Source organism: Rossellomorea sp. LJF3 (assembly GCF_037046045.1).
Classification (GTDB): domain Bacteria; phylum Bacillota; class Bacilli; order Bacillales; family Bacillaceae_B; genus Rossellomorea.
Genome location: NZ_JBANLY010000003.1, coordinates 36,698 through 62,787 on the forward strand (window position 1 = coordinate 36,698; position 26,090 = coordinate 62,787).

Below are 26,090 nucleotides of genomic sequence, written 5' to 3' on the forward strand. Positions count from 1 at the left end.
CGGCCGAATTAACAGGATAAACATTGTTGCACATTACTATAGTATAAAGGTTTTCAACCCTACATACAATAGAGTCGCTAAAGTGTTGAAAAATGTTTCATTCCTATCATAGCTAGTAATTCTACTGTACTATGATCATTTCTTTACATATGTATCCTCTTTCTGCCACACAGGGAAACGTTCATCTATCGTCACATCCCTTAAGCATTGATTAACTACCAATTATGTACCTGAAATCTATTTTTTATCATTTTAGGCTAGAGGCTCAATCGAATATTCCCTTATGAACGTATGATAATTAGTAGTAAATTGTAAAGGAGTGTTAAAGAATGAGTTATAGTCAGAATTCAAATGCCCAGGACACCTATTTCCATGAAGATTATCAAAAGAACAAATGCCATGACTCCCGCTCCAGGCATTATAATCATTGTGTAGAAGACGTTTTAGAAGCAATCCTTGAAGCTCAGAAAAAAGCAAGAAAAGACCATGGTTGTGATTCTTCGTGTAAAAAGTCCATAGAGGATTTACTTTGTGAAAAAAAGAAACCCAAGAAGAATACCATCCCTTTTATTTTATATTGTGGCTGCGAGCCATTTAAGGGCACTGGTGTTACGACCTATCACTGTCACTCAAAAAAGAAAAAAACCTTCAAGTGCATTGAGACCTACGTCTTTAAGGTAATAGACCTTGATCATAAATGTGCGACTCTTGAATTATTGACCTTTAAATCCGACCACCATAAGGGCGATTCCCATCATCATGAAAGTAAATGCGCCCTCTCTTCACCTTGTAAACAGATCGACCACAAAAGTGTGGATGATTTGATGGGAACCGGAATTTGTATAACTGTTGACTTGTCTTGTTTCTGTGCTATTACCTGCCTGCCTGCCGTTCATTTATAAATGCATCCAATGAAAAAAGGTGAACGAGAGTCGTTCACCTTTTTCATCCTCCAAAAGCTTCAAGTAGATCGTCAATTTCTTTCATTCCAACGGAAGCATGATTTTGTTCCTTTGGACTCTTAATGTTGTATTCGTTCAAGGTCTTGGAGGAATCATTTCCATGTTGAAGCAGCAATCTCTTTAATTCCACTAGTTCTTCTAATATGGCATGTTCGGATTGTACCGTAACTTGAACAGGTTTAGCGTGATGCAGGTAATCATGCAGTGCAGAAAAAACAAGATGATTCAATGTATTATTTTTGGCATGATAGGCGACTTGCTCTTTAATCTTGGAAGTGATGGCTTTCGTTTCCCCGGTTTTAACATTTACGAAGCTATCGGGGATCGTTAGAATGGTATCTTGAAAGTAATCTGCATATTTTTCAGGCATACTCATCAACCTTTAGCTTTTTGTATATTGCATATGCACAGGATTGTTTTTTAACTGATTCAATTTTGCAAGGATCATCAATCCTGTTACGTTTAATTTTTCCATATTTTGCGGGAAAAATAATTCAATGGGGCGTCCTCTTTCTGCCCACTTCACCGCCGCTTCCCTTATATGGGATTCGGCTATTTTTGCTGCACCGCCAACTGCAATGTATTTGACCGCCCCTTTTATTTCATTTGAGCTGTTCCTTACACGGTCGAAATGTTCCAGGTATTTAATGGCCAATGATTTTAACTGAGGGATGATATATTTACTTATATCCTTTTTCACACCTGCGAATGGTTCTACATACCACTCGGATTGACCTGCCACCAGCTTCTCCTCCAGCTCAGACCTTGAATCAAACTTGTATAGCTCATACTTACTTACTTTCTGAATGATATGGTCTAAAAACTGGTTGATCCCGAAAGGTTCGCCCTCGATGGAAGCCACTGGCTTATTATTTTTGATTCCTACAAAATCCACTGAATCCCCTCCCAGGTCACCGATCAGGATCCCTTTGGCAGAGTCCTGTAAAAGAGCTTCATCTTTGACTCCCAATGTCTCTTCATCCCGTGTCAATGCCAGGTAGGCACAGGCTCCTTCAGCCCCGATAATGACATCTTTAATCTGAAGTCTTACAATGATTTCTTTAGGGGAAGCCATACCAGGAACCTTGTGAAGATAAACTGTATGGGTCCCGATGAGACGGCTTTTCAACGTATCTTTCCGCTCTTTATACTGAGTGGTCGGCAGAGAGACCGCCAATTGATCGATCTCAAAGGATAGATCTGTCTCAGATCGGGTGTTCATTACAGCATGATGGGCCAACATGCCAAATAAAAGGGTGTAAGTACGGTCTTCATCTACCTTCTGATTATTAAAGGCCGTTAAACTCACATTTCGCTGTCTGGCTGCTGCTTTACCGATATAATATGGATCCCTTTTTTCATGAAGTGCTGAACTGTTCACTTCCACAATCAAATTGTCTTGTAGTAAAACATCCTCGTCGTCGTAAGGTTTCTCATAAAATTCTTCATCAAATAACGCAATTGCATTCGGCATGGAATACTCTCTCACTTCACCTTGAGTTGATACAATGGCTTTATAAAAGCTGTTTCCCAAGTCAACAGCTGCATAATTATGCCTATCCATTACATCCTCCTCCTTCCCTAAAGCTTATGCCGGGATAGAAAACATCTGTGCACGTACCCAGTCATAAATTTTTCCGGGGCAGTAACGAAAAATGGAAGAGCGCTATTTCTACTAAAATGATTTTCCCTAGTAAATTTCCACTCTTATACTGATTCATATATCCACTCTTAATAGTTTCTTCCCGCATATTATAAAGTGTAGTTTAAATATTGTTTATTAAATAGGAGGAAAAAAAATGAGTGATTATAATAAGAGTAAAAATTGTGTGAACGTAGATAAGTCTGCTTCACTCGATCACTGCGACAACACAACAGTCGATCCCATTCTAACCCCGGCAGGTGAAAGAATTGTCCATGTCCCAGTAGATTTAGGAGTATATCGTGTATCAAGTAACCTGGAAGCCCACATTACATTTCCAGAGCCTGTAATGGAAATCAAAGATGTAAAAAAGAAAGTCGAAATTGTACAATGCCGTTTAATGACAATTCCAACAAGCAATGGCGACTTCAGTGAAGATGGTGCACAATTTCCTCTGCTATTATCAGGGTATGTGCGCAAGAACATTCAATATGCAACACCATGTGGAGGATCTGGATTCGATGGATCCTGCATATCTTCTGATATTAAATCATTAACAGTCCGCGTCCCTTTCAAATGCATGACTACGATTACCCTGGATTCTCCAGTCCAGCTCCCAAGAACAAATAACCGTCAGGAATTTGACTTCTTTAGAGCTCAAGATTTAGGTACAGGCTATCCAGAGAAGGATCAATATTTATCCAATGATATCTCCCAATTCCATCAATACAGCAATCAATACTACAATCAACTTCCTTATTGTGAATTGCTTTCAAGCAGTATTTTAGAGTGGGATGAATCAACAGATCGTGTATCCGAAGGTCCTGTAGGTGAAGGGTATTTCTACAATATGCTAGAAAAAATGTCCCTCAACTTTACCATTAAAGTATTACAAAAACAGCAAATCCGCCTTACTGCAGAATAAGCAGTAAACTAGTATCATCAGCACACGCCCTACTGTTCCCGAGAACAGTAGGGCGTGTGCATTTTCTTTCTGAACAACATTCTCATCAGTATTTGTGGCAGGCTTTCCATAATTAGTCTCTATACATATAGGCTCAGGCCCAAACAACTATCAATCTAAATCATAAGATGGCATTATCTTGCTTTAGGAGGCCCCTTATGTTTGAAAATCATCATAAAATGTCCGAATGCCATGGAACGTCAAATATGCATGATTGTAAAAGCCATTGTCATCACCCAAAAGTCAGTATCGGAAAAATTGTGACCAAGGTACCTGTTGTTTTGGCGGAACTGACACTACAGGTAAATGTAGATGCGACGATCACTTTTCCAGAAGCCGTTTTGGAAATTAAAGATATTAAAAAAACGATAAAATTAACACAGTGCAGACTTCTTCTTCCTTCTAATAAACTTTTTGTAAAAGGTTTTGTACGAAAAAACATCCAATATGCAAGCCCTTGTAAAGAAATTGAAGAAACGTCCCTTACATCGATTGCATCAGATCTTCACTCATACACAGTGGATATACCTTTTCAATGTGTGACAGACATTAAGCATTTCTTATCCATGCCGGTCATGCCGGAAGTGAATAATCGTCAGGAATTTGATTTCTTTATTTCAAAGCCGCTGCCTTCCGGGTATCCGGAAAAAGATGAACTACAAACCCATGATTTATCCCAATTCCATCAGGAAAGCCATCAATTTTACAATGAAATCCCGTATTGTGAGTTGGTTTCAAGCAAAATCATTGAGTGGGATGAAGCCATCGACCGGTGCCCACTCCCTCATACCGGTCCCATTGGAGAAGGCTACTTCCGCACCATCGAAGAGAAAATGGTCATAGATATATGTGTAAAAGTTCTTCAGAACCAACAAATACGGGTTACCTCCACCACGAATGATGATTGTGACTGATCATGCCTATTCATTCATTTTTAGAGAGGAGGTAAATGATTAGGTGTGATGTAAAACGCACCGATCACCATGATTATGAGAGAAGAAAACAATAATGATATAGAAAGCTATTTTCTGAATAAGATGACAGAAAAGGAAAGAAACAACCGGAAATCTCCTTCATTTTCTATATTTAACCTTACTCAGAAGCAAGACCTTTCCTTACAAGATCATGTGACGAATGAAAAAAGTCCCGTAAAAAATACAGATCCGCCAAAAGGTTCTCAGGAGAAAATTCATTCCCACCCGACGTTTTTCCCTCCACCCAAGGTGATGGATATGGAGGTAAACCAAGAAAATAAACTGAGCAAAACCGATGGTTCAGCTGATGAACAGGAACACGGGGACTTGAAGTCCGATAACACTGTAAAGGATATAACTGAAACCTGGAACAACGCCGCCCCTTCCACTTCAGATGAAAAGAATGAAATCGAGTCCTATTTGGAGGAAGAAGTTCTTATAGAGGATACTGAAGTGGGAAATGAACCTGTATCGATCCGGGAAGAGATATTTATGATGTTGGAGGAAGAGCTGGAGGAGCAGAGATATCTCCACGCAGACGAAGAAGACCATCACGAACGAAATCGGAATCTCATCAATGCTCCCCCTCCTGCACCTGAAGAAGAAATGCTATACTCGGATCATGAATTTGATCATAATGAAAATCACCTGCCTTCATTTAGTCATTACTTAGAAACAATCTATTGTGAAAAAAATTTGAGTCCGCTGACAAGTAAGCAGACCGATTTCGTTCATTGCATTGGTTCCTTAACCTCTGTTCTCAAAAAGATTTCCACAGAGCGGGAAACGATCAAGGAGCAGGAAGAGGATATCAGATACGACAAACCTGAACATCAAGAGGAGACCGATGAAGTCAGTCATGAACATCAAGAGGATGTCGAGGAAACCGGACCCCAACACCCAAATCTGACGGCATTAAAAGACCGTTTCGAAAATGAACTATTTTCGGAAGAACAACACCTGGACCTGGAAAGTTCGAATGAAACCACTTTACCCGACTCTCGCTCATTAACTGTAAAGATTCCCGTTGTACTGTCCACTTTGCAGATTGAGGTCGCCATCTTTAAAGACGTTGAATTACCGTTTCCAATTGAACATATCCTTTCTATACATTGGTCCATCCAATCTCTTAAATCGAATACTCCACTTCCTGCTGGAATTGTGTTTGTGAAAGGGACTCTTGTTGCTTCGATTCAATATGTAAACCCAGGGGAAACAGCTTCCATACACTCTATCCACATCCCGATTCAATGGGATCACACCATTCCCATTCGTTGGATACTTCCGCCTAATATCCCTATGAGTGAGATGAAAGAATACACATTCCTGGCAGAAAACACCCAAGAACCAAGCACTCATCATGAATGTCATTATTCCTTCTGTGAACCAATTGAACATTTTCTACAAGATTTCACGTTTATCAGTCACCATGAATCCATTAAGCAAAATGGCCAGTCAACTTTAAAAATCCAAGGTTGTTTACAGGTATGCCTACATTTAACACAAGAACAATTTGTGCACATCCATTCAGATGATTTGATTCAATGATATGTATAAAGAGGAAGGGGTTCACCCTCAGGGTGAACCCCTTTTCAACTCTTCACTCTGCCCTCGCACCATTATCTTCGTAATCTCTTACAATGCCTTTCAAGAAAGCATGCTCCATCGCTTACAAGACATTTCCATTTAGTCATTATTGTTGGATGATATTTCTGAAACGATTATAGACTACTTCTGGACCTTGCTCTTCTCCTCCAGCTGTATCCCCGTCTCCAGCCATTTGCTGTCTCTTCTGAGTTAATTTAATAAGCAGATTGATGTCCATTTTTTCTGTGATTTTATTAAAGCGTCCCCAGTTGTCAAAGTTCTCGGTAATATCCCACTGATTAACAGCAGAAGCCAGAAGTTTGCAATTGATCGGTTCATTATTGATTTCAAACGTCAATGATCCAAATTCGCAGCGGTTAGCTCCCATTCCGTCCTTGGCAAGTTCTCTTCTTTGCAGCACATTCTTCTTAATGCTGAAGTCAATTCCGAACGGATTGCTGACAGGGGTAGCCAGTCTCACTCGATCATACGCTTTAAAAGGAATGTCAACACTATAATCCTTTACTACTCCATAGGAACCTTCTACATATTGAATGTTCTTATGGACAATCCCTTCTACGAATAATTTCACGTAATCCGGAAACCCTGGTACAGGAATCGCTTTACATTGTGTGAGAGAGACGTTTTTCTCGATGTTTTTAATGGCACTAGCATAGGTTGGCAGATGAACTTCCGCTTCTGTTAAAGATTGAAGAAATACATCTCCCAGAACTACTGTTACTTCTTCCAAGTCAACATCTGGCACGTAAGTTTCTGTAAATAAGCTTTTTGATTTTGCCTTATCGCTTGATGGTTGTGGAGGGCATCCGTGATGACCAAATCCGCAGCCTGTATTCTTTTTCATATCCATTCACTCCTGATAGTCATAAATTAATCAATGGAAAAGGTCATAGATGTAATAAAAACAGTGAGGATTCCTTTTCTATTGACTTACTATAATCTATGAATTTTTTGAAGAAATGAGTGGACGACTGTCGGTAGGCTTAAACATATTTCTAGCACTCCTTCTAGTAATCTATGAAACATGTTATGAACTCATACACAGTAAGCTTTTAATCAATCTAGACAGCTTGGGTACTTGTAACGTTTAGCCAATTGGGTCCATACAATAGAGTAAAAGTCTTTAGGAGGAGATTATCATAAGGGAGGATGCGAAATTACCACCAATGTACACCATTTCCGATCAAGAGGTCCTCTATTTGAAATCCGAGATCGAGAACTTGAATAAAACGATTCGAACTTTGAAAAGCAGTTATTTGTATGCTGAAAATGAGTACCATAAGGAACAACTTCAGAAGGCGCAGGAGGAATTAACGCTTGCTTACCGCCGGATCGATGAGAACGAAACCGTTGAGAGGGAACTTATAAAAGACAGAAACCTGTTTAAAGAAGGCAAAGAGAAGCTGGAAAGTCAGGCAAGGGCACTTCATGACGCCTTACACGGCAAGGATGAGCTGTTGCAGCAGTCGCAAGTGAGCCAAAATGACCTTCAACAGGAACTCCTTTCCATCAAGCTTGAAAAAAAACAATTATCTCATAAAATAACGGAAATCGAGAAGGAGCAACAAGATCTCTTCAGTAAAAATCAATCCCTATTGGAGGAAAACATCCTGCATCTAAGAAAAATAGACAGCTTAAACAGTGAACTGCAAGGAAAAAAACTTCATATTTCAGATTTAAACTCAGCTCTGGCCCATTCAGAAGATACGAAAAAAGAAATATTCTTTAACCTGATAGCTAAAACCGAAGAGTTGGAAAAGGCCTTGTCAGAAAGGAAACATACCCTTGATTCATTGCAATTTGCAAAGGAGCAACTAATTCAAGCAGAAAAGCAAAAGATGGAGTATATTAAAACATTCATCAGTCAATATCAAAAACATTTTGAAGAAAATGAATGGTGGCTTTCCTCCCAATTTGCTGATATCGATCAACGTACCAAACTGCAGGATGAACGAATCGAAGCGGTTGAACAAGAACAGGACATTCACTTTACTCTACAGAATGAGGTACTCGAGGGGAAATTTGAGCAAGTGGAGCAAAAGTTTATTGATTTTCTCGAGGAGGTCGACTCTATACGGGAATATAATGTAACCTTGACCCACAGTCTATTGGAGCTCAAACGTCTGGTAGAGAGTCAAAAACGCAGTCAGGCCCCTATCATTACAGCACGTCAACCATCTTCTGCAGAAAAACTCCCAGCTCCGATGGATTATTACTTCATAGAGAATGAAAAGGAATGAAAAAACGATGCCACAGTTCATTCCGTGGCATCGTCTTCTTGTTAAAAAGTAATCTTTATCTTGTTATTTGAGCTAAGCTGAAGCTCCTGCTCTTCAAATAGTACAAAGCCTAAAATAGTTGAAACTTCCTGTTCTTCAAGAGGTTCAACCGTATATTGCAGCCCCTCCACTGCTATCGTTTCACCAGGGGGGATGAATGATTCCTGTATTGATTCTATCCAGTATTCTCCTGTGGAATAGGCCTTTTCCAACCAATCCTTCCCCATATACTTCCATCCTTGTGCCCCGTTTTGACCTTGCAGGGAAAAGATTTCACTCATTTCAGGTGGGAGGATCTGTCCTCCTATTTCAATCTTATCAGGCGGATCCATTCGAAAGCAGATCTTCGGATTCATCAGGTCAACATTTCCTGTGTTCTTTATGAAGAAATCGGCTTTGATGGAGTAGCGTTCTGATTTTCGATTGGGTATGACATTGTAATCAAAATATATTTCCGCATATGGCTTTTTTTCCTGAGCCTTTTGAACTTTACGATTTGCTTTTCGCATTTTGATTTCTTCGTACGTTTTATCATCCATATGGATATCTTTAATTGGTTTCTTCTGAACTGTATGACTGCTTGATTCCCCTGTTTGATTACTTACCGTTTGGAATAGCTGGAGAATATTAAGATCCAATAAATTTGGCTTCTGATTTCCAAGCAGTGTTTTCAGCACACATTGGGTTAGTAAGACAGGGCTTTCTTTTAACAGGAATTCCTCTTCTTTACATTTAATCGAGCATCTCAGATGGGGAATGGAATGGTGTTCAGGTATCAAATAGTATCCCTTGAAGGGCAGTTCATTCTTATATATTGAGAGATTTTTCTTTACATTGATGGAATTCAGCCTTTCATTATAACCGACCGAAACAGACTTGCCTTCACCCTGTGAATGACTGGACACTAATTCAACAAACAAATCCCCCTCACTGATCCTGCCTGTATCACGTTTTGGTGAAACGACTATTCCATAATTCGTTAATGCGCCTATCACTTTTTCATTTATTTCATTGTTTATATTTGCATTCTTTGTATTAACTGATAGCCATACTTTCTTTCCGTGAAGGGAACTTTTCACTTCCACCCTCTGTGCTTCTTCGTCCAAATGAAATTGATGATTATTCTCCGCACAATAAAATTGGATGGCAGCTACGGAATGTAATGGAATCGTTCCCCAATCATGGTTGTTGATTGATAATTTCATGTACAGGCTCACCACCCTTTTGTTGTAGTCTATGTATCTTATGAATACGGGGAAAAAAATATGAATTTCTGAAATAATTATCTTTGAAGCCGCTTTCGCTTTCATTTCTAGGCAGATGCTTGTTTTATTAAACAGCCCTCTCCCACTGGTAGATCATCACATAAACTAGTAAAAGCAAGATTGTTAGTTTTTTATAAAGCTATAAATGGAGCCGTAGATCAGATGGATTCTGGTCATCAACTGCTTTATTGAATTATTCCAATCGAAAGGAGAAATCATTATGATATCCCCACACGGAGGTATGCTTGTTGATCAAGTTGTTATCGGGAAGGAGCGCGATGAGTTACTTAAAAAGTCATCCACTCTCCCATCAATTACACTCGATTCCTGGGGTCTGTCCGACTTAGTGCTGCTCTCAACGGGAGCCTTCAGCCCCTTAACGGGTTTCATGAATCAAAGAGACTATTTACACGTATTGAAAGAAATGAGGTTATCGAATGGTATGGTTTGGAGTTTGCCCATTACACTCCCCGTGCCGAAGAGAGTGAGTAAGACATTTTCCATCGGGGAAACCGTTTCCCTTAAAGGAAAAGATGGAGTGATCTACGGAACATTAGAAATTGAAGAAATATATGAATATAGTAAAGAGGCGGAAGCCCTTTTCGTATTTAGGACATTGGACAACCTTCACCCTGGGGTTCAAAAGACGTATCAGAAAGACGACGTGTATGTCTCAGGTCCGGTCAAACTTCTTCGGTTCCCTGCCATTTTCAAAAAAGATTTTCGAACGCCGAAACAGCTTAGAGAGCGATTTAATGAATTGGGTTGGAACACAGTCGTTGCATTTCAAACGCGGAATCCCATTCACAGAGCTCATGAATATCTGCAAAAAACAGCACTTGAACTAGTCGATGGTCTCTTGATACACCCTTTGGTAGGCGACACAAAGCAAGATGATATTCCCGCAGAGATTCGTATGAAAAGCTATCGAGTATTAGTCGACGAGTATTATCCCAAAGAGAGAGTCCTCTTATCCACCTTCCCTGCAGCCATGAGATATGCTGGACCCAGGGAAGCCTTATTCCACAGTATAGTAAGAAAAAACTTTGGATGCACCCATTTTATTGTCGGCAGGGATCACGCAGGTGTCGGGGATTATTATGGAACGTACGATGCACAGGAAATCTTCAATCAATTTACCAGAGAAGATATCGGTATCGAGATATTGAAGTTCGAGCATGCCTTCCATTGTATTAAATGTGCTGCAATGGCTACTTCAAAAACATGCCCTCATGATGAACAATTTCATATCCACCTTAGCGGTACGAAAGTGCGAAAAATGTTAAAAGACGGAACAATGCCTCCAATAGAATTTTCAAGGCCAGAAGTGATAGAGGTACTTCTTAATGAAATGGGGGAAGGTTCTCAAAGGGAGAGCTGAAGGAGATTACATCATGATTGAATTTTATATTGTCATCATCGGAATGATCGCTATGCTGTCATTGCTGGTCTTTGAGGTGGAGCGACCTGAAATCATTCTTCCATCCACTCTCCTCCTTTTTGTCATGACCGGTGTCATTACGCCACAGGAAGCCATACGGGGATTCTCAAATGAAGGGATGTTGACCATCGGTTTATTGTTCATCATTGCCGGAAGTATTCAAAACAGTGGAATTGTGGATCATGCCTTCAAAAAGCTATTAAACCGTTCAACTTCAAGGAAACACATGCTTGCCAAGCTCCTCTTCCCCATCTCTTTTCTTTCTGCATTCCTGAACAATACTCCCATCGTCATCGCTTTTACGCCACTTGTGAAGAAATGGTGTGAGGATCATCATCTCGCCCCTTCAAAATTTTTGATCCCAATTTCATATGCTACGATCCTTGGAGGTACCATAACCATTATTGGTACTTCCACAAATCTCGTTGTCCATGGTTTGCTTCTTGACTCGAACCTGCCTGGATTCACGTTTTTCGAACTGGGGAAAATAGGGGTACCGATTACTCTCATAGGCCTATGTTATCTCATATTTTTCAGTTCTTCCTTACTTCCTGAGAGAGGAGGCACTGTCAATATTGAATCCTTACGAGAGTTCACTGGAGAAGTCTTAATACTCGATGACTTCTCTTACATTCAGAAAACGGTTGAACAAGCCAGGTTAAGAAGCTTAAAGGGACTATTTCTTGTTAGTATCATCAGGGAAGATGAGACCATTACTCCAGTATCGAATACAACATTATTAAAGGCACATGACCGCTTGGTATTCACCGGGGATATTACCACCATCACAGAGCTTCAATCACATAAAGGCCTCTTGTTACAAAGCAATGGCGGATCCTCTTTTCCAAAACACCATCAGTTGACGGAGGCAGTGGTTTCCCATCATTCTTCATTATTATATAAGAAGATTAAGGACACCAATTTCAGGAGCAGATTCAATGCAGCTGTAATAGCTGTTCACAGACAAAATCAACGGTTGAAATATAAAATTGGTGATATCATTTTAAAACCGGGAGATATCTTACTACTTGCCACGGGAACTGATTTTTATAAGAAAGCCAACACGAATGACTTCTATATTGCCGCTACACTGGAGAAGACCATGATGACCCGTAAACAGACATGGAATGGATGGTTCTCCGTCGGACTACTGGGAACGATGATCCTTCTGGTGACATTAGGATATATTTCGATGCTAACAGGAATGGCGTTTGTGACAATGTTATTACTTTCTTTAAGAATCGCCAGTCCTCTCCAGGCAAAGAATGCCATTCAATGGAATGTACTCATGGTGGTTTCCTGCTCGTTCGGTATCGGGTATGCGATGATACACTCAGGTGTCGCCGCTTTTCTTGCCGATCTACTGATGCACGCTTCTAAGCCGTTTGGCCTTTTTGCCGTCATTATGGCAATCTATCTCCTTACTAATGTATTTACCGAAATGATGACGAACAGTGCTGCTGCCGTCCTCATGTTCCCTATTATCCTGGAAGTTTCAAATACTCTGGATTTAAATCCAACAGCTTTGGCCGTAACGGTTACCATTGCCGCTTCCGCAAGCTTTGCGACACCGATCGGTTATCAGACCAACCTGATCGTATATGGACCGGGAGGCTATCGATTCAAAGACTTCTTAAAGGTGGGGATCCCCTTGAATATCCTTACAATGATCACCACTGTATTACTGGTCTATTACTTTTGGTTATAACGATCGAAAACATTGGAGGTGTTAAGATGATTAAGAAAAATATTACGTGGCATGAGGGCAAGGTCCAGAAAGCAGACAGGCAGCAACTAAATGGGCATAAAAGTGCATTGCTTTGGTTTACAGGATTGTCCGGTTCTGGAAAGTCTACAATCTCTGTGGAAGTAGAAAAGAAATTACATGAGCTTGGACATCACACGTACCGTCTTGACGGGGACAATATTCGTCACGGTTTGAATTGTGATTTAGCATTCTCAGAAGAAGATCGTACCGAGAACATCCGAAGAATTGGTGAGGTATCGAAACTTTTTGTCGATGCCGGCATCTTGACCTTGGCTGCTTTTATTTCTCCCTATAAAGAAGACCGGGCATTTATCAGATCCCTATTACCACATGGGGAGTTCATCGAAATCTATGTACAGGCGAGCATTGAAACTTGCGCCAGTCGAGATCCGAAAGGCCTTTACGAGAAAGTGAAAAAAGGAGAGTTGAAAAACTTTAGTGGTATCGATTCTCCTTATGAAATCCCCGAATCCCCTGATATCGTAATTGATACAGAGAATCAACCAATAGATGAATCCGTTCTGCAAATATTAAACTATTTAAGGAATAAGCGATTCATATAATGATTATTAAAATTTATTTCTATTTCATACGAGGAGTTGATGATAGTTGCTGAATGAGGTTATTGAAATTGCGATTGGGGCAGGAAAAAAAGTCTTGGAAGTATACGACGATGCCTATACGATCCATGATAAAGCGGATCGATCCCCCCTCACCATTGCAGATCAGTTGTCACACTCATATATACAAACCGAATTAAGCAATCTTTCTCCCACCATTCCTATACTCAGTGAAGAAGGGGCCAGTATCCCTTTCAATGAAAGAAAGAGCTGGTCATCTTTTTGGCTGGTGGACCCTCTGGACGGGACGAAAGAATTCATTAAGAAAAATGGCGAATTCACGGTCAATATTGCCCTTATCCAGGGAAATAGGCCAGTATTGGGCATCATTTATGCACCAGTACCTGATACACTTTATTATGCGGAAGAGAACAAAGGAGCCTATAAACTCATTTCTGCCAGTTCTTCGAAAAAGAGAAAACAGGTAAAGATCACTACTGTTTCAAAAGGCGTAAAGAAAGTTGTGATTTCAAGATCCCATCTGTCGGAAGCTACCCGGGAGTATATCGACGGCCTTCAACGGCAAGAAGGAGAACTTGAATTCACTTCGATTGGAAGCTCATTAAAGTTTTGTTTGGTCGCAGAAGGAAGCGCACACTATTATCCCCGACTTGCCCCTACCATGGAATGGGATACAGCTGCGGGTCAGATGATCGTAGAGGAAGCATATGGACAGGTGATTGAATATGAGACCGGTAACCCTCTTGTTTATAACAAGAAAGTCCTTACGAATCCTTCTTTCATTTGTTCCATAAAAAAATGAAGAAGGCTGCGGCACTCGTCGCAGCCTTCTTCACTATTCACGGAAAATCCCCATTTACATACACTAACGTAGAATATTTCAGTTTAAGGGAGCGAGATTATGGGAAACAAGCCTCCAAAGGTATCCATCATTTTCCCGGTGCGTAATGAAGGGAAGAACGTGAAAATGACTCTGGACTCTTTGTTCACGTTGAACACTAATATCGAGATGGAAGCCGTTATCGTGGATGATGCTTCAACTGATCAATGCTGCAATTTTTTAACCCACTATCCATATCGGGACAAAGTTACGTATATTAGAACAAACGGGGTTGGACCGGCTAATGCCAGAAACATGGGAGCAGCGAGAGCCCGACATCCATATTTAGCATTCTGTGATGCTCATATGACCTTTGAAAATTTCTGGATCGATCGTTTGGTCTTCCACATCGTCAAGGGGTCAAGCGACGCCGTATGCCCTGCCATCGGATCTATCCAGGACCCCGTCGTAAAAGGATACGGCCAGTCCCTCACTCCTTCACTCAAGATCAAATGGCATCAGAAACGAAAATCTCTATTTGAAACGGCTGTACTGCCCGGTGCCTGCATCATTATCTCTAAACAAGTGTTTGACGATGTAGGTGGATTTGAAACAGGCTTTTCCACATGGGGCCATGAAGATGTTGAATTATCCCTCAAGCTTTGGCTGTTTGGCTATCGATGTCATTGTGACCCGAACGTTACCGTACTGCACTTGTTTAGAACAACTCATCCGTACACTGTAAACTATGAGGGAATCTATTACAATTTACTCAGGATGGCCTATCTTCATTTTGATGATAAAAGAATCAAGAAAGCAAAATCGCTGGTTGTCCATGGATCAGCAGCAACCATAGAGAAAAAAGTACTCAAAGATGGGGTATTACAAAAAAGGGCTCACTATGTAAAAAGAAGAAAAATGGATGTTGATGCCTTATTTAAGAAGTTCAACATCTACTTCTAGAAAAAAAATATATCCCATGAAAGCTGAATGGTTCAGCTTTCATGGGATAGCGGTTAATCTTGTTTAAAATAGTCGACGATATCTTTCAAACTCTGCTTCAAGGGTATGGTCTGGTTCCAATCGAGATTTTCAAGTTTGTCTATTACATAATGAACAGGTGGCGTGTGCTCGAACTGCTGCGTGGTTAATGGAAGGTCACTTTGAGACAGCCTCTTCAATTCTTTCGCCACTTCTAATAAAGTATTCGTTTCCCCTGATGCCACGACATAGGTCTCATTCTTTCTTCCTTTTTGGAGGATGAAATCATAGGCCCTTACCGCATCCCTTACGTCCAGGAAATCCCGTCGATCCAGTACATTGTGAAAGTGAAATCCTTCTATGTCCCCTTTCCGATACTGTAAACATTTCTGTGCAACAAGGGAGCAGATGCCATTGGAATGGCCGGGACCGATTAAATTGGACGTTTTGGCAATCCGTATATCCAGGTCATAAAACGAGGACCAACTTCTTGATAAGAGAGTCTGAATGTACTTTGATAGTCCATATGGGTGATTCGGCTCTGTTGAGTGGCAGGGATTGAATTCTATTACAGAGCCTGTAATGAGGATCCGCGCGCGGGGAACGATTTTTTTTGCTGCTTCCAGGAGGTTCATCGTCCCGATTACATTTGTATTGATGGTCGTAACGGGATCATTCCAGGATTGACCGCTATGATTCTGTGCGGCCAGGTGAAGGATCAGGTCTGGCCGAATTTTTTCAAGTAAAACCATCAAAGCTTCTGCATCCATTAGATTGCAATGCACATTTCGAACATCTTTAGTGGAAAGAGAATGATTACGTACAGCCGCATAGACCTCATAACCCAACCCATCATAATATTCGCAAGCATGGTGACCAGTGAAACCCGTCGCACCGGAAATGAATACTTTATTCATTTCCCCTTCATCCAATCACGGAGTTCAACCAGCATTTCCCTATAACTTGGAACGGAATATTTATAATCCTTCCTTGTATGAAGAAGAGTTTTATCATGTACCGGTTCCGCGACTGGTGTGATGTCCACTTCATCGTGCCTGAAGATTTCCTTGAAGAGGGTGAGCAGGTCATATTTAGAAATCCTTTGATCTACGCTTAAATGATAAAGCCCTGAAACATCATCCGTGATGAACGCCTGGATGGCTTTAGCCAACTCAAGTGTCGTCACCCCATTCCAGAAGACATTCTGATAGCCATTGATCGTCCCTTTCTGCTGCAAGAACCAATGAAGAAGACCGATTCCATCCTTTTTCAACTCAGGCCCTATGATGGAAGTGCGTACTGTCAAGTGAGGAGGTGATTCAATTTCTCCCAGGGACTTTGACTTAGAATAGATGTTGGTACCATCTTTCGTGTCGTTTTCTGAATATCGCCCTTTTTCCCCTGAAAACACGCAATCTGTGCTGATATGGATTAATTTGCCTCCGAATTCATTGACCATCTCCTTCAGTGCATGAGGTAATAAACTATTTACCTGAACCGCTTCCATCACATGGGTTTCAGCATACTCATTCAGGAGACCCGTCGCATTAATGACAATGTCAGCACTACACTCTTTCAAAACCTTCCTCACATTTTCAAGATTCCTGACATCCAATCGGATTCCCTCAGTATCTTCTTTTCTTACTGTATAATAGACCTGATGGCCACTTCGCTTCAAATGGTCCACGATGACATGACCAGCCATTCCGTGCCCTCCCAGAACGAGGATCTTCATTCTAGAAACCCTCCATCCTTCAGCATTGATTTGATATCATCATGACTGATGATATTATCCTTAGAGGAGTAGGTATCTAAATCTACTTTAGGAAAGCCGTCATAATATTCTGCCAGTCCCTTTATAGGTATGGTTGGCAGAATCACAAAATATTCGTTGTCATAGACGATTGTATTTTGGCTTTCAAATTCTGTCAGAAGGAGTTCATGGAGCTTTTCCCCTGGACGAATGCCCGATTCTTCAATAACTACTTCTTTATCTGGAGAATATTCATCTATCAATACTCTTGCAAGGTCCATAATCTTGCATGTCGGCATTTTCATTACGAAAATCTCGCCTCCATGACTTTCATACGTTGCCTTGAAAAGTAGCTTAATGGCATCTTTAATCGTAAGGAAGAAACGGGTCATTTTTTTATCCGTAATGCCGATTCTGGACTTTGTTTTGATTCCATGTTTGAATACGTGAATGACACTTCCGTTCGTACCCAATACGTTTCCTCCCCGTACACAGACAAACTTTGTTTTATCCGTTAACACATTTGCATTGATGATCAACTTCTCACCCATCGCTTTTGTAAATCCATAAAAATTGGACGGGTTTGCTGCTTTATCTGTAGAAATATTGATGACTTTTTCTACATTATTTTCAATTGCTGCGTCAATGATGTTCTGAGTTCCCACTACATTCGTCTTCAGTGCTTCCAATGGCTGAAATTCACACACAGGGACATGCTTGAGGGCAGCAAGGTGAAAGATATAATCAACCCTTTGTGAGGCTTCTCTCACAGCTTCCTTGTCCCTCACGTCCCCAATGACAAACGTCAGCTTGGGATGATTTTCAAACTTTTGCTTCATCAATACCTGACTCGTTTCATTTCTTGAAAATATGCGGATTTCTTTCGGATCTTTCTCAAGCAGTTGACTCACCAGTTCATTTCCCCATGAACCGGTGCCACCAGTCACTAGAATCGTCTTGTTAGTAAACAATGTCGGAACCCCCTAATAGAATATTAATCACTTTATCTGAAACATTTGTATCCAGATACTCTGCCGGACATGTCCAGTTGGATTGCTTCGAAGTCATCACCTTGACCCCGGTTATGATGTTTTCTTCCTTTAAACCGGATATAAAATTGCTCCCGCAATCCACGGTTTCAGGTCTCTCCGTTGTCTTTCTGATGGTTACAGTCGGAATGTGAAAGATACAACATTCTTCTTGGACAGTACCGCTATCCGTTAATGCGCAGAATGCATTTTTTTCAAGCTTAATGAAGTCAAAAAAGCCAAATGGTTCGTGAAGTTCGATAAGTGGATGTAATTGTATATGTGAGGCTGCATGCAGTTTCGAACGGGTTCTGGGATGCGTGCTCAGAATGATTCTCTTTTTGTGTGTGTCGGCGAGTTCATTCAGGGCGTTGACAATGGAACTGAGATGGACGGGGTTGTCGACGTTTTCGGCACGGTGAATGGTTGCAAGAAAGTAATCTTTTTCCCCCAGAGATAATTGGTGAAGAACGGAACTATCCTCTATCTGGCGATCATAGTGGGTAAGCACTTCAAAAATTGGATTACCCGTTATGATGATTTTGCTTGATGTCATTCCTTCCTTAAGAAGGTTCGTCTTGCTGTAAGGAGTGTATACAAGATTGTAAGAAGACACCGCATCAATGATTTTACGGTTTTTTTCCTCTGGTACATTCAAGTCAAAACAACGGTTACCGGCTTCCATATGGACCACCGGTATCATCATTCTTTCTGCAAGAATGGCACTCAGTCCACTGTTTGTATCTCCAAGTACCAATACTTTATCGGGCTCTTCTTTCACCAGTATCTTTTCAAGTTCTGTAAATAAAGATGAAAGTTGTTCACCAAGGGTTTGCTGCTTATCGGCTAGTACATAATCAGGCGCCCTTAAACCCAGTTCCTTAAAGAACACACCATTTAAGGAATGTGTGAAATTTTGACCTGTATGGACAATGATATGTTCATCCGCAAGTAGATCCAATTTTTTCATAATGAGACTCAATCGGATAATTTCAGGTCGTGTTCCTAAAACAGTCACAATCTTCATGATCACCTCTCCTTTTTGTTTCTCTTATTATATTTATGTTGAAAAGATGGACATGTCCTGGACTCTTCTCTCTATTATGAAAAAAGGCGATTGACTCATATGCTGATCCATTCTCCTTTCACCAAACAAATAATAATAAGGATGATATAAAAAGCCCTCATAAAAGAGGACTGATGCTTTATTTTTTTTCATAGTTATAAGCGTTAAAGTCATCATGAAATACATGATTACATAACTGAATCGTTTCTTTATCATAGAGGGACTTATATTCGGGTAAAGGGCCGTGGATAAGTTGGGGTAAGGTTAAGATCGTGTCTGAGTTAAGCCCGGTTTCAATCATCTTAGGGGCAAATGAATTCGGGGAGGTTAATACACTTTCAGGGGATAAAAGAAGTTTGTACTTTTCTTCAACACCCTTAATTTCTTTTCTAAAGTTCTCCAATTTAATTAACTGGGGAGAAAAATATTCCTCTTCGGGACAATATTGTTTAGCGATATGACCATCCACGATCGTATAATCCGCTCCAACTTTTGATAAATAATATAAGAATTGTTTAAATGAAATTCCTTTATATGATGAATTAGGGTAAAACATCGCGAGAATCCTTTCTTTGTCCTTATTCATCCCTATATTCGGAAGACCTCTATAACAGTAATAGGCTATGGTAAAATAACTGCTCACTGCCCTCTTATAAGGGTCCCTGACTAATTTATAGGTTGTTTTATTATTAAATATCTTCTCACTTGCATTCAAATCAAGATAATTCTTCTGCTTAAAATACACCCTCCCTTTGTACACATGTATGGAAGGATTATAAGCAAGAGCTTCTTCTAATAGTCCTATCTGATAAAAAAACCAGCGGGCAAATGTTGTACAACCTGCTTTCGGAGTCCATAAAAGCATCAGAGGAAAATCCTGATGGTATAACGGTGTTCTGCGATATTTCTTCATAATTTCAATAGCTGATTTCCTATTCACTGTTTCACCTCCGTTCCATATTTATTTCTGTTTCAATTGAATACTTTTTTTATACAGCTGAATGCTATTACGTCCGAGAGTGTTGACATCCCACATAACCTGTCCCTTTTTCACCGCGTATTGACTCATCTGATCCCGCCTTGACGGATTATTCAAGAGATATTCGATTGAGGACGATAACTGAATGCTATTCCCTTTTTCAACAATCATCCCATTTCTATTGTTCTCGATCATTTCAGGTAAACCACCTGCATTACTGACAATTGTCGGAAGACCTAAGAGTTGAGCCTCAATGACGGCAAATGGCTGATTTTCCTGTAAACTGGGCATCACCATCATATCCGCTTGCCGCATCAGCTCCTTCACCCTGGAGGAGTGTCCCCAGAAAGTGACCCTGTCTTCAATGTTGAATTTTTTACAGGCAGCTTTCAAATTTCGTTCTTCTTCCCCTTCTCCCAGGATCCAACACTCCCACTTTTCCTTTGATTTGACATACGATAAAGCCTCTATCAAATGATGCAATCCTTTTAAATACACTAATCGGCTGACAGCTAAAATAATTTTCTTTTCACTTTCATTTTTCTGTAATGGCATCTGTCGATAATCAGATAATTCCACCCCATATCGAAAGGTCTCCACTTTGGACGTTGCTATCTTGAACTCATTCTCAATGATTCCCTTCATCCAAAGGCTGGATGTATGAATAACATCACTTGCTTCATACCCGATTTGTTCCAGCCTTGAGTAATATTGAAGAACGAAGGTTTTCCAAATATCATGATTTTCCATTGGTTTATTCATGGATTTATATTGATGAAAGATCGCTCCGGTCAAAAACCCATGGACACTGGTCACGAGAGGGACACTGCCAGGTTTTACCCGGCTCAATGCTGTGGCTGAGATGACGTCCTGGGCATGAATGACGTCATATTGGGTCAAATCCAGTGAAGATATTCCCTGTTCAAATAAATATCTGTTCATTTCTGCATGGAACACCCATGGATTGTTGACAAGCTTGGGGACGGAACTCAGCAGTTTTCTATTCACTGTAGAGCGGAAAGGGTCAAGATTTATGCAAGTATTACTATTTAAGATGACTACTTTTGAGTTTTGATGAGAAGTGCATAATATATCTACGCGATGACCATCCCGGACGAGGATATTTCTGAGATTGGAAACAAAAGACCATATTCCTCCACCTGGCAGGGGAAATACAGTAGCTAGTAAAATTTTCATTCTCATCACCCTCCTGGAAACTGATCTAGGATCGATTGGATTCTTGGGTCTGGTATTGAAAGTGGTGTCTGATTAGTCCGGTTGCTTTGTTTACTTTTGGTTCTTTTACCATTCAGCTGATTTTGCTTTTGAACACGAATAAAATAATTTTTTCTGGGTAACATAGTGATTCTCACTCCGTTGTTGAATATTTTTATGTTCAATCAGCGTCTCCATAGACAACCATTAGTGAATGGAATAAATGACATTTAATCCACACTCCTCAAGATTCTTCTCCCATATCAATGTGTTGGTTTTGATATTAAAACAAGATAATCTCGTTGGCATGACCCCATAATCACCTATATATCTCGTAGAGCCATCCTCCATTTTTTTACTTTGTGGCCTGATCCTTGAGAAACCCACTAATACGATATCTTCAGATAGAGGTTTGATTCCCCTGCACCACCCAATTTTCCCTTTATGCACACCGACTTCCTCCAGGTTAACCACTCTTTCAATTTTCAAGTTTTTGGAATCGACTATGACAATCCTGCCATCCACCTGAGTAAAGTAAAGTTTCCCATGAAAGAGAACTCCATCATGAATCAATTGTCTTCCAATATTTATTCTTTTCGACCTGTCAGTCAAACAAATGGCATCTTTTTGTAAACACCTGGTCACCCAAATATCATCCTTCAGTTCGAATACATAGTTGGGATGTGATTGGTGTGGCTTGGTTGTGGGAACTTTTCTATAATCGGTTTTTGGATCAAATCGTTTCCACGGTCCTTCCCCCATGACGTTCCAGAGATTTATTACCTTCCTCTTTGGATCAAGTTCAACGACCATATCCAATCCGGTATTTGCAACGAGCAGGTTTCCATTCTTTCTCGGTTTGACATGATGAACATCATTGAATATCGGTAAGCTATAATAGTCCTCCATCTTATGAGTGGTTGTATTGTATACGAGGATTTCAGTTTGAGTCCCAACAAACAGCCTGTCTCCCATCATGGTTCCAGCTGTGAAAGAATAGGAAGGTTCGTGATCCGGAGATGCTTCCTTTGGAGAAATGTACTCGATTATCCTTTTCGTCTGTTTGGTCGATCCATCCATCTTCAATACAACGGCCTTTTTAAACTGTTCCCAATCCTTCAGCACCTTGGACTTCTGTTCAGCCCCGACAAGATATAAATCTTTCAATTATTCTCACCCCTTTATTCACTATAAGTAGTCTCTTTGCTTTCGGAAACTGCAAAATCCCCATCCCAACACTGCCATGGGAGATGGTCAGTATATCCGATCGACTTCTCCCTTTATACTATGTACTGCTTGTATCTTTTGACAGTGTCATTGAATAAATTGGGAATCCCCCCTAAATAATATCCGATTAGCCCGTACAATCAGGGGATGCTCACATATAAAAATAGTAGTATTGTTTTTTGGAAACGTTAATTTGATCGGAGGACTATAGATGAAAATACTATTCGTTTTTTACGTACCGAGCGGAGGGGTGGAAACATTAAACAGACAAAGGGCCATTGCGTTGAAAAAAGCCGGTATACGATGCGATTTCTTATATTACAGCAAGAGAAGAGCATTGATGAATCATGAGCAATCAAAGGTCTACATTACCAATAATGATCAAGAGATAAAAAACATCCTGCATAGGGAAAAATATGATGCGATGGTGATCACCTCGGATTATGCTGCGATGGAAAGGTTCAGGAACTTAGGGTTCAAAGGCAAAATGATCCTTGAGATACAAGGGTTCGGCCCACAAAGTGTGGCCAGGGCACAGTTACAACTCGCCATTCCATTTGTACAAAAATATTGTGATGCCCTCTTGTATCCGAAGACTCCTCATATCGGGGCCATCTTCAGGGAATTCTTTTCCTCCACACCCATATTTGAATTCAATAACTGCTTTGATCATAAAGCCTTCACTTACCAGAAGCTCCCAAAAATAGATACCCCAATCATGGCATGGATCGGAAGGCTTGAGGACAATAAGAATTGGCGTGAATTTCTTCACATCGGCCATCAACTGGCTAAGAAAAGAAATATCCAGTTATATATGTTTGAAGATCCCAGCTTGTCCACCCCCAATGAAAGGAAGGAATTCATTCAATTGAAGAGCAGATTGAATCTTGAAAAACACGTACACCTACTTCAAAATATACCGAATAACCAAATGCCTGGTTATTTTTCCAAGATTGGGGACTCCGGCGGATTTCTTTGCTCAACTTCAAAAGTGGAAGGGGCACCGTACTCACTGCTGGAAGCCATGAGCTGCAGGTGTCCGGTCCTTACAACCGATTCAGATGGGGTCAGAAGTACAATCCTGCATAACCAATCAGGTAAATACTATCAAATAGGCAATATTCAACATGCTGTCCAACAAGCCGAAGAACTAATGGACAATTCCATCCTGCGCCGATACATTATTGAAAACGCCCTGCTGCACCTGAAATCACAGTTCAGCCACACACAATATAGTCAACACTTTTTGAAAATGTTAAAGTCGATAGGCTTATAGATTCAGTTACACTCTGGACTCCTGTTCAATCAAAAGGCCCCCCTTGAACATATGCTATTGAAAATAACGTAAAGGTGAGATGTCAATTGAAAGCACTTGTTACAGGAGGAGCAGGATTTATCGGATCCCATTTAGTAGATTCTTTACTTGCCAGGGGATACGCCGTACACGTTATGGATAATTTAAGCAGTGGTAAAAAGGAGTATCTCAATCCGACTGCCTCTTTTCACGAAATGGATATTTCATCACCGGATGCACACCGACTCATCATTTCAGAGAAGCCTGAGTATATTTTTCACCTCGCTGCCCAGGCTGATGTATCCAGGTCCACTGCTTGTCCACTCGCTGATATGCAATCAAATTTAGCTGGAACCATTAACTTATTGGATGCGTGCAGGTATACACCTGTTAAAAACTTTGTCTTTTCCTCTACATCAGCAGTGTACGGGAATGCACACAGTGAGTTAATTGACGAAACACATCCTACATCGCCGATTTCATTCTACGGATTATCAAAGCTGACTGCTGAACACTATATAAAACTGTATCACGACACATTTAAAATCCCCTACACCATCCTGCGGTACGGGAACGTCTATGGACCACGTCAGACATCTAAAGGCGAAGGAGGAGTCATTGCTGTCTTCCTTGAAAAATTAAAGAAACAGGAACCTTTGAAAATCAATGGAGATGGCCTGCAGACCCGTGACTACATTTATGTACAGGATGTAGTGACAGCAAATATTGCCGCTGCCTTAAAGGAAAAACACGTGACCATGCAAATCAGCACCGGGGAAAAGACGTCCATTCTGCAAATCATAAATTTATTGAAGAAGTATCATAAGAATGAAATCGATTCCTTCCATGCTTCGGATCGACCAGGGGATATTAAGCATAGCTGTTTGGATAATACTCTTTCCAAACGTGTTTTAGGGTGGGAACCTGGTTATTCATTTGAGAAGGGAATGAAGGAAACCTATATATCCCACTCCCTATAACCCGGTACATCAATAAAGCATCATTCATTTCCTGATTGAAAATGAATGATGCTTTTTTAATGTCTATTTTTTTTGTTTTCCATTTGGAAAAATTTCCGATACTTCTTTTGGATATACTGTGATTCTTTCACCATCCCCGCACCATGTTTCGCTGAACCCATACTGGGATGGACACGGTATAATACAAGGACTTCATCCAAGTAGTGCATTTTCGTATACAGGCTGAGCCGGCACCACATTTCGTAATCCTGGGTGAATTTAAGATTTTCATCAAACCAGCCTGCCTTCTTGATTAAATCGATTTCTGCCATCACGGTGCAGCCATTCACAGGACATGCCTTCAGAAGCAGATTTTGAAACGATTTTCTATTCATTTTCCTTGAGTGGATCTCGTTCAATACTTTATTTTGATGATCAATGGTGGTAAATGCTGTGTAAGACAGGTTGGAACCGATTAAATTCATATAGGCCAGCTGCCTTGCTATCTTGCTTTCAACAAACATATCATCAGAGCTCAGCCAGGCAAAATACTTTCCTGTTGCTGCCCTTATACCTGCATTTAAAGCAGATGCCGTCCCACCATTTGACTTCCTTATATACTTGATCCTATTTTTAAAAGGTTGAATTTTTTCAACATATTGAGTTGAACCATCGTCCACAACGATCACTTCAATGTCTTTATAGGTTTGACGAAGAGCGCTATTGATCGCCTGGTCAATATAAGCGCAATTATAAAATGGGATAATGATTGATACCTTCATGTAGTCCCCTTCTTTCATTATAGAAAGTGATAATACCAGTATATGAAGGTGGTGGTAAGATGCTTGTATCATCACCCAGAAAAAAAAGAGTGCATTGGCACTCTTTCATTCAATCACTATATCGATATGCTTGACCTTTCCGTTATGAATCTTGTAACATCTGACCTCTTCTTTCCCGCCACCGACAGCGGCTATGAAATAATAAAGCTCCGGGTGGTGGGCGTAGGCGACATCGTCCCTGGAGGGAACAGGAATTCCATAAGGATGGGAGTGATAAACCCCCATAAAAGCTTCCTTCTTCAGAAGCATTTGATCCATGACTTGATCCTGTTCCTCTGGATCGATGGCAAAAGAATACGGTGAAGGCTCTGAATTTCTCATCGGCCAAATCGTCTTACAAATATTCCCTGTCCCTGAAATGAATCCACAGCCCTCATTCGGCAAATCCTTTTTTACTTCAATTAAAATGGTTTTGTGAACCCGATTAGTCATTTTAACGATT

At 40.5% G+C, this 26,090-nt stretch carries 25 protein-coding genes; 12 read left to right on the forward strand and 13 right to left on the reverse strand.

Features of this window, described 5'->3' with window-relative positions:
* Positions 1-329 precede the first annotated feature (329 nt).
* Positions 330-902: a CotY/CotZ family spore coat protein gene (locus tag V8G47_RS04110; protein ID WP_261751085.1), complete on the forward strand. Its 573-nt coding sequence runs from the start codon at positions 330-332 to the stop codon at positions 900-902.
* A 43-nt stretch (positions 903-945) separates the two neighbouring features.
* On the opposite strand, the gene V8G47_RS04115 is transcribed toward V8G47_RS04110, so the two are convergent.
* Together V8G47_RS04115 and V8G47_RS04120 are read right to left on the reverse strand one after the other, a co-directional pair.
* Positions 946-1,332, reverse strand: coding sequence for a hypothetical protein (locus V8G47_RS04115; protein ID WP_336198990.1), 387 nt, complete (start codon positions 1,330-1,332; stop codon positions 946-948).
* A gap of 12 nt (positions 1,333-1,344) precedes the next feature.
* Positions 1,345-2,526 (reverse strand): ParM/StbA family protein, encoded by a 1,182-nt coding sequence (locus V8G47_RS04120; RefSeq protein WP_261751087.1) that lies wholly within the window; start codon positions 2,524-2,526, stop codon positions 1,345-1,347.
* Between the two features lie 235 nt (positions 2,527-2,761).
* Here V8G47_RS04120 and V8G47_RS04125 point away from each other — a divergent pair, with 235 nt between their 5' ends.
* From V8G47_RS04125 to V8G47_RS04135, 3 genes are all read left to right on the forward strand, one after another.
* Positions 2,762-3,529, forward strand: coding sequence for a CsxC family protein (locus V8G47_RS04125; protein ID WP_261751088.1), 768 nt, complete (start codon positions 2,762-2,764; stop codon positions 3,527-3,529).
* Positions 3,530-3,726: 197 nt separating this feature from the next.
* Entirely contained in the window at positions 3,727-4,482 is a 756-nt protein-coding gene (locus tag V8G47_RS04130) for a CsxC family protein (protein WP_261751089.1), read from the forward strand.
* Positions 4,483-4,800: 318 nt separating this feature from the next.
* The gene (locus V8G47_RS04135; protein WP_336198991.1) at positions 4,801-6,090 is read left to right on the forward strand and encodes a hypothetical protein; all 1,290 of its coding nucleotides are present in this window, start codon (positions 4,801-4,803) and stop codon (positions 6,088-6,090) included.
* Between the two features lie 145 nt (positions 6,091-6,235).
* Here V8G47_RS04135 and V8G47_RS04140 read toward each other — a convergent pair whose 3' ends face one another.
* The gene (locus V8G47_RS04140) at positions 6,236-6,994 is read right to left on the reverse strand and encodes a CsxC family protein (protein ID WP_261751091.1); all 759 of its coding nucleotides are present in this window, start codon (positions 6,992-6,994) and stop codon (positions 6,236-6,238) included.
* Between the two features lie 322 nt (positions 6,995-7,316).
* Here V8G47_RS04140 and V8G47_RS04145 point away from each other — a divergent pair, with 322 nt between their 5' ends.
* The gene (locus V8G47_RS04145; RefSeq protein ID WP_336198992.1) at positions 7,317-8,390 is read left to right on the forward strand and encodes a hypothetical protein; all 1,074 of its coding nucleotides are present in this window, start codon (positions 7,317-7,319) and stop codon (positions 8,388-8,390) included.
* Between the two features lie 41 nt (positions 8,391-8,431).
* On the opposite strand, the gene V8G47_RS04150 is transcribed toward V8G47_RS04145, so the two are convergent.
* On the reverse strand, positions 8,432-9,634 hold the full coding sequence (locus tag V8G47_RS04150; RefSeq protein WP_336198993.1) for a hypothetical protein: 1,203 nt from the start codon (positions 9,632-9,634) through the stop codon (positions 8,432-8,434).
* Positions 9,635-9,914: 280 nt separating this feature from the next.
* On the opposite strand from V8G47_RS04150, the gene sat reads away from it, so the two are divergent.
* The 5 genes from sat (at position 9,915) to V8G47_RS04175 (ending at position 15,267) form a co-directional block, all read left to right on the forward strand.
* A complete protein-coding gene (gene sat / locus V8G47_RS04155; RefSeq protein WP_336198994.1) occupies positions 9,915-11,075 on the forward strand; it encodes a sulfate adenylyltransferase in 1,161 nt (386 codons plus the stop codon).
* A 13-nt stretch (positions 11,076-11,088) separates the two neighbouring features.
* Entirely contained in the window at positions 11,089-12,843 is a 1,755-nt protein-coding gene (locus V8G47_RS04160) for an SLC13 family permease (protein WP_336198995.1), read from the forward strand.
* Positions 12,844-12,869: 26 nt separating this feature from the next.
* A complete protein-coding gene (cysC, locus tag V8G47_RS04165) occupies positions 12,870-13,466 on the forward strand; it encodes an adenylyl-sulfate kinase (RefSeq protein WP_336198996.1) in 597 nt (198 codons plus the stop codon).
* Positions 13,467-13,512: 46 nt separating this feature from the next.
* Positions 13,513-14,286 carry a 3'(2'),5'-bisphosphate nucleotidase CysQ gene (cysQ, locus tag V8G47_RS04170; RefSeq protein ID WP_336198997.1) on the forward strand — a complete coding sequence of 258 codons (774 nt, stop codon included), beginning with the start codon at positions 13,513-13,515 and terminating at the stop codon, positions 14,284-14,286.
* A 99-nt stretch (positions 14,287-14,385) separates the two neighbouring features.
* A complete protein-coding gene (locus tag V8G47_RS04175) occupies positions 14,386-15,267 on the forward strand; it encodes a glycosyltransferase family 2 protein (protein ID WP_336198998.1) in 882 nt (293 codons plus the stop codon).
* Between the two features lie 53 nt (positions 15,268-15,320).
* On the opposite strand, the gene V8G47_RS04180 is transcribed toward V8G47_RS04175, so the two are convergent.
* From V8G47_RS04180 to V8G47_RS04210, 7 genes are all read right to left on the reverse strand, one after another.
* Complete coding sequence (locus V8G47_RS04180) at positions 15,321-16,202, reverse strand: NAD-dependent epimerase/dehydratase family protein (protein ID WP_336198999.1); 882 nt, start codon at positions 16,200-16,202, stop codon at positions 15,321-15,323.
* On the reverse strand, positions 16,199-17,020 hold the full coding sequence (locus tag V8G47_RS04185) for a dTDP-4-dehydrorhamnose reductase family protein (RefSeq protein WP_336199000.1): 822 nt from the start codon (positions 17,018-17,020) through the stop codon (positions 16,199-16,201). Before V8G47_RS04185 ends, V8G47_RS04180 begins: the two co-directional genes overlap by 4 nt.
* Positions 17,017-18,009, reverse strand: coding sequence for an SDR family NAD(P)-dependent oxidoreductase (locus tag V8G47_RS04190; RefSeq protein WP_336199001.1), 993 nt, complete (start codon positions 18,007-18,009; stop codon positions 17,017-17,019). The genes V8G47_RS04185 and V8G47_RS04190 overlap by 4 nt, the downstream gene beginning before the upstream one ends.
* The gene (gene wecB / locus V8G47_RS04195; RefSeq protein ID WP_336199002.1) at positions 17,999-19,093 is read right to left on the reverse strand and encodes a non-hydrolyzing UDP-N-acetylglucosamine 2-epimerase; all 1,095 of its coding nucleotides are present in this window, start codon (positions 19,091-19,093) and stop codon (positions 17,999-18,001) included. Before wecB ends, V8G47_RS04190 begins: the two co-directional genes overlap by 11 nt.
* Positions 19,094-19,271: 178 nt before the next feature.
* On the reverse strand, positions 19,272-20,045 hold the full coding sequence (locus V8G47_RS04200) for a sulfotransferase family 2 domain-containing protein (RefSeq protein ID WP_336199164.1): 774 nt from the start codon (positions 20,043-20,045) through the stop codon (positions 19,272-19,274).
* Between the two features lie 48 nt (positions 20,046-20,093).
* The gene (locus tag V8G47_RS04205) at positions 20,094-21,308 is read right to left on the reverse strand and encodes a glycosyltransferase family 4 protein (RefSeq protein ID WP_336199003.1); all 1,215 of its coding nucleotides are present in this window, start codon (positions 21,306-21,308) and stop codon (positions 20,094-20,096) included.
* 225 nt (positions 21,309-21,533) lie between these two features.
* Positions 21,534-22,493, reverse strand: a complete 960-nt coding sequence (locus V8G47_RS04210) for a hypothetical protein (protein ID WP_336199004.1) — start codon at positions 22,491-22,493, stop codon at positions 21,534-21,536.
* Between the two features lie 271 nt (positions 22,494-22,764).
* On the opposite strand from V8G47_RS04210, the gene V8G47_RS04215 reads away from it, so the two are divergent.
* Positions 22,765-23,829, forward strand: a complete 1,065-nt coding sequence (locus tag V8G47_RS04215; protein ID WP_336199005.1) for a glycosyltransferase family 4 protein — start codon at positions 22,765-22,767, stop codon at positions 23,827-23,829.
* Positions 23,830-23,915: 86 nt separating this feature from the next.
* Entirely contained in the window at positions 23,916-24,827 is a 912-nt protein-coding gene (locus V8G47_RS04220) for an NAD-dependent epimerase/dehydratase family protein (protein WP_336199006.1), read from the forward strand.
* A 56-nt stretch (positions 24,828-24,883) separates the two neighbouring features.
* Here the strand turns inward: V8G47_RS04220 and V8G47_RS04225 are convergent, their stop codons facing one another.
* Positions 24,884-25,588 (reverse strand): glycosyltransferase family 2 protein, encoded by a 705-nt coding sequence (locus V8G47_RS04225; protein ID WP_336199007.1) that lies wholly within the window; start codon positions 25,586-25,588, stop codon positions 24,884-24,886.
* Between the two features lie 105 nt (positions 25,589-25,693).
* Positions 25,694-26,080 carry a M67 family metallopeptidase gene (locus V8G47_RS04230; protein ID WP_336199008.1) on the reverse strand — a complete coding sequence of 129 codons (387 nt, stop codon included), beginning with the start codon at positions 26,078-26,080 and terminating at the stop codon, positions 25,694-25,696.
* Positions 26,081-26,090 lie beyond the last annotated feature (10 nt).